Source organism: Motilimonas pumila (assembly GCF_003596335.1).
In the GTDB taxonomy this organism is placed as follows: Bacteria; Pseudomonadota; Gammaproteobacteria; order Enterobacterales; family CBDFNC01; genus Motilimonas; species Motilimonas pumila.
In genome coordinates, this window is sequence record NZ_QZCH01000018.1 from 1 (window position 1) to 15,158 (window position 15,158).

A 15,158-nucleotide genomic window follows, 5' to 3' on the forward strand; every position below is an offset into this window, starting at 1 on the left:
TTGGAGCGGTACACGAGGTTCGAACTCGTGACCTCGACCTTGGCAAGGTCGCGCTCTACCAGCTGAGCTAGTACCGCTTCATAGGTTGCAAAGGAAAACTTCTCTCCCCTACAGGGCTGCGCATTATAAATAGGCCGTTTCAGAATGCAAGCGTTTTTATGCAAGATTTTTTTGTTTGCCCAAAAACTCAGCAATCTACCAACCGCTTCAGCATTAGAACTTAAAAAAGTGCTGACGGTAGTAGACCAATTCCGCAATAGACTCACGAATGTCGTCCAGTGCTAAGTGCACACCGCGTTTTTTAAAGCCTTTTACCATATCCGGAGCCCAACGACGACCTAGCTCTTTAACCGAACTGACGTCGATATTACGGTAGTGAAAAAATGCCTCTAATTCTGCCATATGCTTCACCATAAAGCGGCGATCTTGACCTATGCTATTACCACACATAGGCGCGACACCTGCAGGCACCCATTCGGCTAAAAAAGCCAAGGTTTGTTCGCTCGCTTGGGCCTCAGTGATTGTGCTTTTTTGTACTCGCTCAACCAAGCCGGAGTTGGTGTGCGTGGTGGTGCACCAATCATCCATTTTATCTAACTCTGCTTGCGATTGATGAATCGCAATAACGGGGCCTTCAGCCAAGATGTTTAATTCACTGTCGGTAACAATAGAAGCAATTTCAATCACCTTGTGTTGCTCAGGATCTAAGCCCGTCATTTCCATGTCGACCCAGATCAAGTTGTTCTCATTTATACTCATGCTTGTTACCCACTTACTTTGATGAAGATTGTGAATCGCTTAATGCAGCAATTACAATTAATTCCTAGTATCATACCCCCTTTAACAAGCTAGACAAACCAAAGGTATCGCGTGGCTAAAAAAAAGCGTCTCAGTCAAAAACAAACTCGCCGGGTAAAAGCCAACCAAAGTAAGCGGCTTAAAGCCACTGAAACAGAGATTGTTGACGAGTCACAACTGGGCCAAGCGATAGAGGGTGTCGTTGTCAGCCGTTTTGGGCAACACGCAGATATTGAAGGGGAAGATGGCACCATTCAACGTTGTAATCTGCGCCGTTCCATTGAGTCTCTGGTCACCGGCGATAAAGTAGTGTGGCGCCCAGGCAATGAAACCCATGACAGCATCAATGGCATCGTTGAAGCCGTTCACCCGCGTCAATCTGTGTTATCTCGCCCAGATATGTACGATGGTATCAAAGCCGTTGCCGCCAATATTGACCAAATCATTATCGTCTCAGCAGTATTGCCCGAGTTCTCTAACAATATTATTGACCGTTATTTAGTGGCATGTGAAGAAAGCGGCATTGACCCTATTATTTTGCTCAACAAAGTAGACTTGCTGGAGCCAGACGAGTTGGCTGCGCTGGATAAGGTGCTACAAATCTACCGAAATTTGGGTTATCCCGTATTTATGAGCTCCGCAGAAAGCAAAACTGGCTTGCAAGCCATTCAAGATTTGCTTAACGACAAAACCACTATCTTTGTCGGTCAATCGGGCGTTGGAAAGTCCTCTTTAGTCAATGCCCTAATGCCAGAAGTTGCCGCACTCACTGGCGATGTCTCTGAAAACTCGGGACTTGGCCAACATACTACGACGACAGCTAGGTTGTATCACTTCCCTACAGGGGGAGATTTAATTGACAGCCCAGGGATACGTGAATTCGCTTTATGGCACTTAGAGCCCGAGCAAGTTACTCACGGTTTCCAAGAACTTCGCGAGTTCAGCGGTCAGTGTAAATTTAGGGATTGTAAGCATAAAAATGATCCCGGTTGCGCCATCATAGCAGCAGCAGAAAGCGGTCAAATAGACCCACTGCGCTACCAAAGTTATCAGCGCATCATAGAGTCAATGACAGAAAACAAGCCAAACCGGGTGTTACCAAAACACAAATAATCATTTGGCTTGCGCCAACGAGCTGTTTTCATTGGCCAATATTGTTAATATCACGCACATTATTTTTAGTTAAGGTATTCCAGTGTTAGATCAAATCAAAATTGCCGGACAATACGTCTTACCCAAACACTTACTGTCCCGTTTACTGGGCAAACTGGCTAGCGCCCGCGCAGGCAGTTTAACCACAACATTGATCAAAACCTTTATCCGTAAATACCAAGTAGATATGTCAGAAGCGCTGCACCCAGAGCCAGAGCACTATCTCACATTTAATGACTTTTTTACTCGAGCGCTCAAACCAGAGGCCCGTAGCATTGTTGAAGATGCAAATACTTTGGCTTTACCAGTAGACGGTACGGTAAGTCAATTGGGGGCCATCAGTCACGGCCGCATCTTTCAAGCAAAGGGCCACGACTTTAGCGCCAGAGAGTTGCTAGGTGGATATGACCAAGATGCAGCCTTGTTTGATGAGGGTGATTTTGCCACCATTTACCTCGCGCCAAAGGATTACCACAGAATTCACATGCCAATGGCAGGTAAGCTTGAAAAGATGTTATTTGTGCCGGGCGATCTGTTTTCAGTCAACCCACTTACCGCCGAAAATGTGCCTAACCTGTTTGCTCGTAATGAGCGTGTAGTTGCCATTTTTAGCTCAGAGCAAGGGCCATTCGCGATGGTTTTAGTTGGCGCGACCATCGTGGCTAGCATTGAAACGGTATGGGAAGGCACTATCGCCCCCGCGCGTCAAGGTGGCAGCAAAGAAGTGAAGGTTTGGGATTACAGTGAACAAGACATACGCCTTGAAAAAGGGCAAGAGATGGGTCGCTTTAAACTTGGCAGTACCATCGTCGCGTTATTCCCTAAAGATACACTCACCTTTGCGCAAGAATTGTGCCCAGGCAGCGTCACCCGTTTGGGTCAACCTTTTGCACACCTTAAGTAACGTGATGCAATCACACGCGCTCAAAGGCTACCTGCGGCCAACGGGGTGAACTACTGTAAACTTAGCCCTGAGCACAAAGGGCTATGGTCAGTTCATCTTGCCATTTTATTACTGGGTGGTACCGGGCTTTTTGCGCAGCTGGTTGAACTTCCGGCCCTCGATATCACCTTTTATCGTTGTGCCATTGCCGCCATTCTGCTTTGGGCCGTATTGCTGTTTAGCCAGCAACGCATCCGCTTGGTTAGTAAAAAAGACATTGCGCCAATGCTCTTTTTGGCCGTGCTGGTCGTCAGCCATTGGGTTACCTATTTTTACGCCATGCAATGGTCTAGCGTGGCCATGGGCATGATAGCACTCTATACCTACCCCGTGATAACCGTACTCATCGAGCCCGCCATCACTAAAAAACCGTTGCAACGAGCTGACCTAGTATGCGCGACCGTGGTATTTTTTGGCATTGTCATTATGTTGCCCCATGATAGCCAGGATGCAAACTTAGTGGCAGGGCTCTTACTTGGGGTATTGTCAGCGTTGCTGTTTGCTGGTCGGAACTTGTTATACAAGTACAAGCTAAGCCATTATAACGGCCCTCAAACTATGTTTTATCAAGTAGTGAACGGGGCCCTGATGCTGTTGCCGTTTTTCTTTCAAGGCATTTCTGGTAACGGCTTACCGCCATTACACGACGCGTATTTACTCATCTTACTCGGTACCGTATTCACGGCTTTACCACATGCATTGTTAGTGACTTCTTTGCGCCATTTGGCCGCTAAAAGTGTTGCGCTCATTGCCTGCTTACAACCCCTTTACGGTTTGTTATTTGCAGCGGTTGTTCTGGCGGAAATACCTACTTGGCAAACTTTAGCCGGCGGAGCATTGGTACTTTCTGGCACACTTTATGAAACCTTGAAACCGGCCAAAAATATGCCTTAGGCTAGTGCTTTTTTATCTGACCTTACTAAGCTATTATCAATGGTTTAGGCTAATTAGCGAAGATAAACACTATGCTGTTACGGGTTTTAGTACTGTTTCTGGGATTGATCTATTCGGTATTAGCTGTGGCCGCACCGGATATTTCACGGCTACAAGACAAGATAGAGCAACTCAACAAGCAACCCGAAACAGAGCAGGTTCAAGCGCTCAAAGAGACCTATGAAAAAACCATAGATCAACTTACCAAAGCCCAAGACTATGCGCAGCAAGCCAAGCAATATCAAAAGGCAATGGATGACTTTCCCTATCAATCCAATGCTTTAAGAGAGCGCATCAATACCTTTCAAGCCCCTGAGTACCTTGATCCCAGCAAGTGGAATAAGCAACAACTGGAATCACAACTGGCGCTGCGATCAGCCGAACAAGCTGACCTCAAACGTAAGCAACAAAAAGTCAGCAACACCCTGAACAACATTGAAAACCAGTTATCTGGCTTTCAACCTAAAGTGGACGTACTGCGACAACAGCTGTCAGACGCACAACATAAGTTGGATTTACAAAAATTCAGTGCGCAAACCGACGAGTTATCACAAGCCAAGTTAGTAAAAAGCCAAGTCCTTGAAACCTCTCTTTCCAATCAGATTCTAATGTTAGAGCTCGAGCAACTAAGTGCCAGTAGCCGTAATGAAATTAGCAATTTAGAACTTACATTAACCAACCTCAAATTAACGGCTTTGCAGCAATACATTGATCGTTTACAAGCGGTGCAAAGTGAAATTCGCAAGCTAGCTACCGAAAAAGCCATCAAAAAAGGCCAAGAAATTGCTGAACAGCTAGCCACGAACTCGCCGGTTTTACGAGACATCATCAGCGGTAATAAAGCGTTCAGCGATTCACTGCATAGCTTGAATCAAGACTTAGAAACAGCGCTGGCCACACAAAGTAACGTGGCCAATCAAATGACCGAGATAGACAAGGCCGTTAGCAGTATGCGCGAGCAGGTTGAGTGGTTAAAAGTGTCGAGCGCGTTTGGTGAAAGCTTGCGTAACCGCCTAAAACAACTTCCTAATCCGCCACCATTACAAGCGGTGGAACAAAACATCGTCTCAGCGCGGCTGGCCAAATATAAATACCAACAAGAGCTCGATATTTTGGCAGACCCAAGCAAATACATCAGCCAGCTCGAAAAAAGTCACAAAGAAAAGCTCAATAATGACGAACACTCGGCAGTATATGCCTTAGTGGGGGCACGTAAACAATTGCTCAGGCAACTCCTCTCTTTGAGTGAAAATTACATTTATGAGCAAGCCAAATTAAAAGTCGCGTACAGCCAAATGACCGCCAAAATTGCGCATATTCGCGAAATGGCAGAGCAGTACCTATTCTGGATCCCGAACGTTAACCCGGTCAACTTCAGTTTTATCAAAGACACTTTGCTGGCCATCGGCTGGTTAGTGGAACTTGAAAACGCGCAACAAGTCCCGCTCGCCCTTAAAAATGCAACCCAAGATTTTTGGCTACTCTATCTTATTGGCTTCATGCTACTGCTGTACTTCTGGTACTTTGCCAATCACTTCTTTCGCCCTTACCTCAAAGAAACGGCTGATCAAGTGGGTAAGGTGACACGAGATAAATACATCTACACCTTTAATACCCTCATATTATCGGTTTTGTTAGCCTTACCACTGCCACTGATTATGTCGTTGTTTTCTTATCTATTATCCAACAGCTGGCAATACCCGATTGGCCAAGCCCTTGGCGAAGCTATGACAGTGTTAGCCTGGGTGGTGCTCTTCTTTATGGTGGTAAAAAATATGTGCCGTGACAATGGCCTGTTTATCGCCCACTTTAAAATGCAAGCCAACCGGGTAAATCGCATTTATGGCTTTTTCCAGCAGTGCTTTATTACTGCATTTCCGGCTTTGGGTTTGTACCTATTTTGCCTCGAGTTTGAAAGTTCAAATCTCTACAGCACGATAGGCCGTATTGCTTTTATTGTGTTAAACCTCTCTTTGGCTTGGTTTTACTGGCGTTTGTATCGCGATAAGTTACCCATTACTTATCGCCACCAAACAGGAAAAAACCCGCATTTACTGCACCATATCATGTGGCCTATCTTGGCCGTCGCTCCGGTCTTTTATGCCTTGATGGCCGTGGCCGGTTATTTCTTTACCGCAAATTCCCTGATGAACCAAGTTCAGTTATCCGTGTTGTTAGGCCTAGCTTTTTTACTGCTGTATTACTTAGTGCACAGGTGGATGTTTATTCAAAAACGTCGGTTAGCATTTGATCGCGCTAAAACGCGGCGGGCTGAGATATTGGCGCAACGGGAAAAAGAAGAAGAAAATGAAGTATCGAGCTCTGAATCTGGCCTGGATGCCATTGAGGAGCCAGTGATCGACCTAGAGACCATTAGCGCACAGTCACTGGGCCTGCTGCGCACAGTATTAAGCTTGAGCTACATGTTATTGCTGATTTACTTGTGGGCTCAAATTTACTCAGCATTTTCATTTCTTGAAGGCGTGACCATTTGGAATACAACCTCAAGCAGTAACGGCATCGACACGGTCGATCCAATCAGCTTGCAAGACATCATTTTTTCCATTTTTAGCATATGTATTACCGTTGTTTTGGTCAAAAACCTGGCCGGTGCTTTAGAGTTATTAGTGCTTCAGCATTTTGATTTAGCACCAGGAACCGGCTTTGCGATTACAACCTTGACCAAATACATCGTCATCTTCAACGGTATTTTGATTAGCTGTGCATTTCTTGGCATAGACTGGTCGAAAACCCAATGGCTTGTCGCGGCGCTAACGGTTGGCTTAGGTTTTGGTTTACAGGAGATTTTTGCCAATTTTGTATCCGGCCTGATCATTTTGTTTGAGAAACCTATTCGCATTGGCGACACGGTAACGATTCGGGAACTCACCGGCACCATCGCCAAAATTAAAACCCGTGCAACCACTATTATTGACTGGGATCGCAAAGAAATTATTGTGCCTAACAAGGCCTTTATTACCGAACAATTTGTTAACTGGTCGTTGTCAGATCCGATCACTCGAATCATCACCCGCGTCGGGGTCGCTTATGGCTCAGACACCAAGCAAGTCACCGAACAACTGTATGAAGCCATCAAGTCCTGTACCTTAGTGCTGGAAACCCCAGCCGCGGAAGTCTTTTTTGTCGGCTTTGGTGACAGCACTTTAGACTTTGAAATACGCGTATATGTTAATGAGTTAGGTCAGCGAATGCCTACCTTACATGAACTGCATAGCGCCATTAATTCTCAGTTTAAACAACAAGGGATAGTGATTGACTACCCACAACTTGATCTGCATATCAAAAAATAACTGAGTAAATGATAAAAAGCAGATAAAAATGTCTGTTACGACAAAAAATACATACTTATTAAGTGGTAGTCTTAGGCCAGCTGTTACCACTGGAGCTGACTTATGCCAGAGCGAAGTACGTTACTGAAAGCCATTTTTTGTACCGGCATACCTTTGCTAATTTTAGCGATGCCGACAAGCTGGATCCCACTGCCAGAATTAACCCTGGTACAACATCGTATTATTGCTATTTTTGTCATGGCAGCCTTACTCTGGATCCTAGAGCCGGTACCGGTATTTGCCACTTCGCTATTGATCATCACCCTCGAAGTGGTAATGATTTCAGACCAAGGCTGGCAAGGGTTTACCCATACCCAAGGTAACGTGCCTTTGGGTGAGTTGTTGCCTTACCAGAGTATATTTGCCAGCTTTTCATCGCCCATCATCATCTTATTTATGGGAGGCTTTGCCCTCGCCATTGCCGCGTCTAAATATGAATTAGATACCAACCTAGCCCGCGTATTGCTAAAACCTTTCGGCAACCACATTCACGCAGTCATGCTTGGATTAATGTTGATCACCGCAGTGTTCTCTATGTTTATGAGTAACACCGCTACCACAGTCATGATGCTGGCTATTCTCAGCCCGATTATTGCCACTGCACCGCAAGGCGATCTTGGCAGTAAAGGTTTGGTATTAAGTATTCCCATCGCCGCGAACACCGGAGGAATAGCGACGCCAATAGGCACACCACCTAATGCCATTGCCTTGCAATATTTACCTGAGGGCAGCGTCACATTTTTAGAGTGGATGATGATAGGCTTACCCTTTGTCATCATTCAGCTGGCCATCGCCTGGGTGTTATTGAAACTGTTATATCCCGCCAAAACGGCTCGCTTACCACTCGCATTAACTGGTCAGTTCTTACGCAGCCCAAAAGCGTATATTGTCTATGTCACTTTCGCTACCACCATTTTGCTGTGGCTAACAACCCAACTCCATGGCATGAACGCTTACGTGGTGGCCATTATTCCACTGGCCGTTTTTACCCTCACAGGGGTCATTAATAAACAAGATCTTAAGCTGATTAATTGGGATGTACTTTGGCTGGTCGCAGGCGGTATCGCGATGGGCATGGCGCTAGATGCCAGTGGTCTAGCGGTGAAAATAGCCAATAATATTGATTTTGCCAGCATGGGAACCTGGCTGGTCATTGTGAGTTTATCGCTCATTTGTTACATGATGGCGAACTTTATGTCGAATACCGCGACCGCTAACTTGATTATGCCTATCGCGGCTGCCGTCGCCATGACCATTCCAGCGTTCGCAGGCAGCGACACAGGACTGACCAGCTTATTGATGATAGTCGCGTTCTCTTCCTCCCTTGGCATGATCTTACCGGTCAGCACCCCGCCTAACGCACTGGCTTATTCGACCGGTTTCATTGAGACAAAAGACCTTTTAAAAACCGGTTTATTGATCGGCGGAACGGGATTAGGCCTAATTTACTTGGGACTATGGTTATGGTTTTAACACAATCGCCCTACGGTCATCGTACTGATCAGTGTTTAAACCGCAGGAGTAAAGAGTAGACATGGCAAACTTTGTCGTTTTAGTCGTGCACAGCGACCCACAAATATTGCAACAAATTAAAGCAAGTTTAACGCCGCTTTATCAACATTTTGAAATATGCTGCGTAAAGACCGTACGCCATTGTAAAAGCAAGTTAGCGCAATACCAGCTAAACCAACAGGCGGTCGCTTGCTTGATTTGCTCACCCAGTTTATTAGCCAGTTGTGAGAAATTAGGCGTTGATGAATACGAAGGTCCCAACAAGCCTACAGTTCGTCGTATTCTGGTAGGAGAAGTAGAAGACGTAGAAGCATTGATTAACTGGCTTAATAGTAGCCAGATCCACCAGTTTATCTACCAAAACAAGGTGGAGCAAGAAATCCTCAACGGCGTAAAAAAACAGCTTTGCCACTTTGCCATCAGTGAAAACTTACCCATCGCACAATACTTGCAATCTATTGAAATCGATAACATTCTGACCAATCAATTGATCAAACAAAACAAAAAGCTGCAGCATGGCTTTTTTGATTACACCCGATACAGTGACGAAGAATTGTCCAAAGTCGTGATTGATTCCTTGTACTATATCTTTGAGCACAACGACGACCATCACGTATGTCGGCGCTATAGCGCTAATCATTTATTAACCCAAGAAGGCAATACCAACGACGTATTGTGGTTTATCGCCAGCGGCGAAGTGATGTTGAAAAAGCTGAATTCAGTAGGCGAGCAGCAACAAGTGACCGTTATGCGGGCCGGCTCTATGGTTGGTGGCATGTCCTTTATTACCGGCGAACCTGCCTTTACCACCGGCATAACCCTGACGCCAACAGAAGTGATCAAGCTTGATAAAAATAAATTCGCAGAAGTGATGAAGTCACATCAAGCTTTGCTCGCGCCATTTACTAATTTATTACTGCGCAACTTTAACCGCCGCTTGCAAAGCAGCATTAGCACTAAGTTACAACTAGAAGAAACCATGTTGTCACTAGACGCCGCCCACCAGCAATTGCTTGAAACTGAAAAAATGGCGGTATTGGGTCAACTGATTGCGGGCGTTGCGCACGAATTAAACAACCCTGTCGCTGCCATTTTACGCGGCGCGGAAACCCTAAAAAACAAAGTGCCACACTTGCTTGCCAATGAAACTGAGGTTGCCATTCGTAAGCTGGGTTCAGCAACCTTAGACAGTGCCATGCATTTAACGCCTATGTCGACCGCGCTAATACGGCAAAAAACCAAGCAGGCTCAAGAGCACTTTCCAAGTCAACTGTTGGCCAAAAAAGCGGTTAAAATGGGCTTAGATGACAACGACAACTACCAGAACTATTGCGCCCAAAATAAGGTAGATAGCGCCGCCTTAATCAATGAGCTCGACAATTATTACCAAGTCGGTAACTTCCTTCGCAGTATTGACGTGTGTGCAAAACGTATCGCTGACCTAGTAAAGGGTCTAAAACACTATGCTGGCCAAGACACGGCGCAAGCTCAGTTTGTAGACCTGCGCTTGGGCATAGAAGAAACCCTGGTGATTTTCGAAAACCGACTGAAACAATTTGAAGTCATAAAACACTATCACGATATTCCCAGCGTGCAGTGCCATGCCATTGAGTTACAACAGGTATGGACGAATTTTGTCGCCAACTCTATCGACGCCATTGGCAGTAAAGGCACCCTAACCATTACCACTCGCACCATTGATTATCGTGGCCAAGCGGGCGTGAAAATCTGCTTTGAAGACAATGGTCCAGGTATCTCTGGCGATAAAATAAATAAAATTTTCGATTTAAATTTCACCACTAAACGCGAAGGACACTTTGGATTGGGCATAGGGCTGACTGTATGCCAACAAATCATCGCTCGCCACCACGGTGAAATCAATGTATGCAGCGAAATAGGTGAGTTTACTCGCTTTGAAGTATTGCTGCCCGTGGCAAACGCCAATATCAAACAACAGCGGGCTGGCCAATAAGCCACAGGAGGCAATATGAACAAATACCTAATATTATGTATCGACGACGAGCGCGAAGTACTCGAAAGCGTACTCACAGACTTAACCATGTTTGAGCAACAGTTTGACATAGAAGGCTGTGAAAGCGTGGCAGAAGCACAAACATTTTTAACACAACAACTTGAAGCGGGACAAGCTTTAGCGCTTATATTGTGCGACCACATGATGCCAGACATACAAGGCGTAGACTTTTTAATTGAGCTTAACCAACAGGCTTGCTTTCAGCCAACCAAGAAAATCTTACTCACCGGACAAGCAGGCCTCGAAGCTACCATAGAAGCCGTAAACCTTGGTGGGCTAGACTGTTACATTGCGAAACCTTGGCAGGCGGGGCAATTACAACAACATGTTAAACACCATTTAACCCAGTACATCATAGAACAAGAAGCCGATATGATGCCTTATGCTCCCGTGCTCGAGACGCAAACCATCGCCGACGCTTGGCAACAACGACGCTTAGAAATCGCTGCTCAGTCCTAAACAAGCCTTTATTTATTGCTTCAAGGCAAGTATAAAGCTAATCACCTTTTAGCCAGTAGAGAGCGACACCTTGACCCACGAGCCAGAGCCCAACTTACCTTCAAAAGCATCGTTTGCCGACCCTTGCAAGGAACCCGTTGCTGATTCTTTTGAGGCAGTTGAAAAACGCTTTCATATTGCGCTGCGCTCATCACCTTCAAGCCCCCGTTGGCAACAATGGTCTCAAGCTCAATGGCAAGATTTATTAAACTTGTGCGGCGCCAGCATTTTATCTCACATGAGCAACCCAACCTGGCGAGCATTTGTGTTATCAGAGTCGAGCTTGTTTATCAGTCAACGAGAAGTCATCTTGCTGACATGCGGGGATTGCCCATTAATTCACACCCTGCAATCATTGCTGAAATTAGTGGCGCCAACGGATATCGCCTTCGTGAGTTATTTGCGCCAGGCCGAGCTCTTTCCGGCCAAGCAACGCACTAGCGGGCCTCAAGATATTCGTTTGTTGTCGCAACTATTACCGCTTCAAGGGCAACGTGATAACAGTGCAACACTCACTGAGGAGCAGCCACCGTTTTCCTTCGTTTATGGCGTTCAAAGTGAGCAGCAATTATCAGGCTCTTTGGCACGTATCACGCCCCATTATCAAAAGCGAGGTCATGGCCTTTCAGGCAAGGCTTTGCGTGCATGCCAGAACGCGGAAAATAAGGATGCAGTGCAAGCATTACTGCAATTAAGTACTCACTTTCCAGGCTATCAGTTTGATGATTGGCTATTCAAGCCAATGGGGTATTCAGTGAATGGGTTGAAAGGACAAGAATATTTAACGCTGCACCTAACGCCTGAAGATGACATCAGTTATATCAGCGTTGAAGGTTCTGAAGAAAATCACATTGCCACCTATGGCGCTTTTTTAGAGCGCCTGTTTCAGGTGAACTTGCATGGCACGCTATTGGGCCGAGCGATAACTGACGCGAGATTAAACGCCCATCCCGCTTAAGGTATTAATTAAGTTGCGAATAGCTTGAGCAACCCTTGGGTGCTCTTCCGAAAATGCTAATAACTCGGTTTCTAATTGTTGGTTAAAGTCTGCTTGCGGAGAGTGCCCGGTTTCCAGGGCTAAATGTATTTCTTGAGCCACCTGTTTTAAACTAGCAGCGGTGCACTCGTCTGCCGGTAACTCGTGATTGATGGCTTGGTGCAACCCTTCTAAATCTTGCTTAATTTGCTTCATCGTAGCCTCCCAGCGTGACTCAAAGATGCTTTTATTAAGCATAGCTGCTTCCGCAGTGGCAAAGTGCTTTGAGCTTCACAATATTGCAGATTTCACTAAAATCCGCCAAGTATCTAGCCTCATGGCAGTGAAATATGCTTTATTAAATTTCGTTTAAATCGTTAAAAATATGAAGCAGATCGAGGTATCGACAAGGTAAAGGGTTTGCTGATTGCTTAATATACCGCCAAAATTTACACTATTAGGCTGCAAAATTGAGAAGCGAACACCATGCCCTTTTTTATTCAAAAATGCCTCTTATTCTCAATCCTAGTCACTTTCTGGGGTAGCCTCTCTGTGGCTCACGCTGCGCCGAATCAGGTTGCTGAAGCAAAGGCTGGCTTCATTGTGCAGTACAGCCAATATGTACGTTGGCCTAATGCTTCTCGCATTAAACCTTTTACCATTTGCAGCGTCGGCAGTAACGACGTGAGCGACGCTTTAGTCAAACAGCTGCAAAAAAATAAACCTATGTTTAACGGCCACCCTATTCAATATTTACAGCTATTTAATCAAGTGGCCGATAAAAACTGTCACCTTATCTACTTTGCTAACCAGCAAAAGCCTCGAGCTGGCCGCACTGGTCGCGCGATTCTAACCGTCAGTGATGCACCAGGCTTTAGTCAAGTGGGCATGATAGAAATCAGCCAACAACAAAACAAACTCGTCACTATTATCAATCAAGCGTTGCTGCAGCAAAACAATTTGCAAGCCAGCGCGTTACTCTTACAAGTTGCAGAAATAAAGCACTAATGAACGCATCGATTAAAGGCCAACATGGCCGCAGTTTTATCGCCCTTCTTTTATTCATTTTTATGGCTACACTCGGGTTGTTTATTAGCAGTTACCAACTCTATCAGCAGCAATCCGCTTTGTTACAAAACTACCAAATACAAATTAGCCAATACGCTAAGTTTTTGGCCCCAAGCTTGGCGTTTGCGGATCGCCAACTGGCGAATACGACAGTAGAAGAATTGGCCCAGGACGCCAATATTGAACAAATAGCCATTGTGAAGGCTGACAAAAGTATCATGGCCGCTTCACCGCGACAAATGAACATCAACGAAGCCTTTCAAACTCCGCCAAGCCCTTGGTTTAATAGTTTTCATTGGCTGTCTGCTGACATCAGCAACCAACAACAGCATTACGGTCGCTTATACATCAAACTGGTATTTGACAACAGCTGGCAACAAGCCAAACAAGGCTTTTACCTTGCTTTGTTCTTAAGCTTTGCTTTTAGCGTGCTGGTAGGCTTTTCACTGGCCAGACAGCGCCGACAGCAGCAACAAAACTTGATTGAACTTAACCTTACCCTGCAACAAATGATTGATGAGATAGGTTTTCAGGCGCCGCATATCCAAGCTGACCAAAAGCAAACATTGAAGCATAACTTTGAGCACTTACTCAACGAAGTGCGCAACCGTGAAAGCCAGCAAGCCGAAACGGTTAAACAACTTGAAAAACGGAAAAACTTCGCCGAAACCATCATCGAAACGGTGCAGAACAGCTTGGTCGTGGTAGACCGCAGCCTATGCATAAAAATGCTCAACCAGGCCTTTTACCAGCTCTTAAATGAGCAAGACGACGACATGTTAGACTTGTTCTTGCCGGATATCCTGCCCACCCTCAAGCCGCATCAAAAGGCCTTAGAGCAAGTATTCAATGGCGAGAAAGCCACCGTAACCGAGCAATTCTCTATTTATGTAGCAGGCAAAGTCAAACGCGTGCGCTTCACTGCTACCAGGTTGAGCTTAATCGGTAAAGCGAGCCAATTATTGCTGGCCTTAGAAGACATTACGATGGAGATCAAAGCAGCGCGTCAAACCCAATTGGCGGCGAAAATGTTTCAAGCTAACCGTAACGCGGTATTGATTCTAGACAACCAACAACTGATTCAAATGAGCAACCCAGCGATGGCCAGCTTATGCCAGCAAAAAACGTTGAGGCATTGCCACATCAACGACTTGTTTAACCAACCTGAAGAGCAAGCTAAGTTGCAGCAGATCTTGGCCAGTAACAACACTTGGCAAGGCTCGCAAGTATTGACGCTCAACCATGAAAAAATTCCATTTGAGCTGCACTATACCGCCATATTCAGTAAAAAAGCCGAAAAGGAATACAGTATTTTACAGCTGGTTGATCTGCGCGACTCGGTAGAAATGGAGCGATTGGAAAAAATGGCGCTGCATGATCAGCTTACTGGCCTACCAAACCGCGCTCATTTGATGCAGCGATTGCAACAAACACAAAATAGCCACCAACACGATCAATATCAGTATTGCATCGCCTTCTTGGATCTCGACGGCTTTAAACTGATCAACGACACTTATGGCCATGATGCAGGTGACTCATTACTGCAACAGGTCTCTAAGCGCTTGCAACAAAATATCCGCCAATCTGATTTGGCCGCGCGTCTAGCCGGTGATGAGTTCGTTTTAGTTCTAGAAAACACACAGAGCATTAATGACTTACAAATCTTCGCAGACAAATTGCTGACAGTTCTGACCAAGACCTATCATTATGGTGAAATTGATTTTGCAGTATCGGCCAGTATTGGCATGGTTTATATTGACCATCATAATATCAATATGGATATTTCAGAGCAGTTAAAACTGGCCGATGAAGCCATGTATCAGGCCAAACAAGCGGGTAAGAATCAGGTGATTATTCGCTAACTAAAACGGCCTTGCTCATCGCACGTTCAGCAAG

At 45.5% G+C, this 15,158-nt stretch carries 12 protein-coding genes and 1 tRNA gene; 10 read left to right on the forward strand and 3 right to left on the reverse strand.

The window, feature by feature from the left end; genetic code table 11:
- Position 1: 1 nt before the first annotated feature.
- Together D1Z90_RS13480 and orn are read right to left on the reverse strand one after the other, a co-directional pair.
- Positions 2–77 (reverse strand) — tRNA-Gly (locus D1Z90_RS13480).
- Between the two features lie 136 nt (positions 78–213).
- A complete protein-coding gene (orn, locus tag D1Z90_RS13485; RefSeq protein WP_119911303.1) occupies positions 214–759 on the reverse strand; it encodes an oligoribonuclease in 546 nt (181 codons plus the stop codon).
- Between the two features lie 111 nt (positions 760–870).
- Here orn and rsgA point away from each other — a divergent pair, with 111 nt between their 5' ends.
- From rsgA to D1Z90_RS13525, 8 genes are all read left to right on the forward strand, one after another.
- Complete coding sequence (gene rsgA, locus D1Z90_RS13490) at positions 871–1,911, forward strand: small ribosomal subunit biogenesis GTPase RsgA (protein WP_119911304.1); 1,041 nt, start codon at positions 871–873, stop codon at positions 1,909–1,911.
- 82 nt (positions 1,912–1,993) lie between these two features.
- Positions 1,994–2,854 carry an archaetidylserine decarboxylase gene (gene asd, locus D1Z90_RS13495; protein ID WP_198419191.1) on the forward strand — a complete coding sequence of 287 codons (861 nt, stop codon included), beginning with the start codon at positions 1,994–1,996 and terminating at the stop codon, positions 2,852–2,854.
- A 45-nt stretch (positions 2,855–2,899) separates the two neighbouring features.
- Positions 2,900–3,787 (forward strand): DMT family transporter, encoded by an 888-nt coding sequence (locus tag D1Z90_RS13500; protein ID WP_119911306.1) that lies wholly within the window; start codon positions 2,900–2,902, stop codon positions 3,785–3,787.
- Between the two features lie 71 nt (positions 3,788–3,858).
- The gene (gene mscM / locus D1Z90_RS13505; RefSeq protein WP_119911307.1) at positions 3,859–7,137 is read left to right on the forward strand and encodes a miniconductance mechanosensitive channel MscM; all 3,279 of its coding nucleotides are present in this window, start codon (positions 3,859–3,861) and stop codon (positions 7,135–7,137) included.
- Positions 7,138–7,239: 102 nt separating this feature from the next.
- Complete coding sequence (locus D1Z90_RS13510; protein WP_119911308.1) at positions 7,240–8,649, forward strand: SLC13 family permease; 1,410 nt, start codon at positions 7,240–7,242, stop codon at positions 8,647–8,649.
- Positions 8,650–8,710: 61 nt separating this feature from the next.
- Entirely contained in the window at positions 8,711–10,660 is a 1,950-nt protein-coding gene (locus tag D1Z90_RS13515) for an ATP-binding protein (RefSeq protein ID WP_119911309.1), read from the forward strand.
- 15 nt (positions 10,661–10,675) lie between these two features.
- The gene (locus tag D1Z90_RS13520; RefSeq protein ID WP_119911310.1) at positions 10,676–11,179 is read left to right on the forward strand and encodes a response regulator; all 504 of its coding nucleotides are present in this window, start codon (positions 10,676–10,678) and stop codon (positions 11,177–11,179) included.
- Between the two features lie 70 nt (positions 11,180–11,249).
- Positions 11,250–12,176 (forward strand): hypothetical protein, encoded by a 927-nt coding sequence (locus tag D1Z90_RS13525; protein WP_119911311.1) that lies wholly within the window; start codon positions 11,250–11,252, stop codon positions 12,174–12,176.
- On the opposite strand, the gene D1Z90_RS13530 is transcribed toward D1Z90_RS13525, so the two are convergent.
- Positions 12,156–12,410: a DUF4404 family protein gene (locus D1Z90_RS13530; RefSeq protein ID WP_158587143.1), complete on the reverse strand. Its 255-nt coding sequence runs from the start codon at positions 12,408–12,410 to the stop codon at positions 12,156–12,158. The genes D1Z90_RS13525 and D1Z90_RS13530 overlap by 21 nt on opposite strands.
- A 270-nt stretch (positions 12,411–12,680) precedes the next feature.
- Between D1Z90_RS13530 and D1Z90_RS13535 the strand changes: the two genes are divergently transcribed.
- The gene (locus D1Z90_RS13535; RefSeq protein ID WP_119911313.1) at positions 12,681–13,202 is read left to right on the forward strand and encodes a YfiR family protein; all 522 of its coding nucleotides are present in this window, start codon (positions 12,681–12,683) and stop codon (positions 13,200–13,202) included.
- The gene (locus D1Z90_RS13540; RefSeq protein WP_119911314.1) at positions 13,202–15,124 is read left to right on the forward strand and encodes a diguanylate cyclase domain-containing protein; all 1,923 of its coding nucleotides are present in this window, start codon (positions 13,202–13,204) and stop codon (positions 15,122–15,124) included. Before D1Z90_RS13535 ends, D1Z90_RS13540 begins: the two co-directional genes overlap by 1 nt.
- The last annotated feature ends 34 nt before the right edge of the window (positions 15,125–15,158 follow it).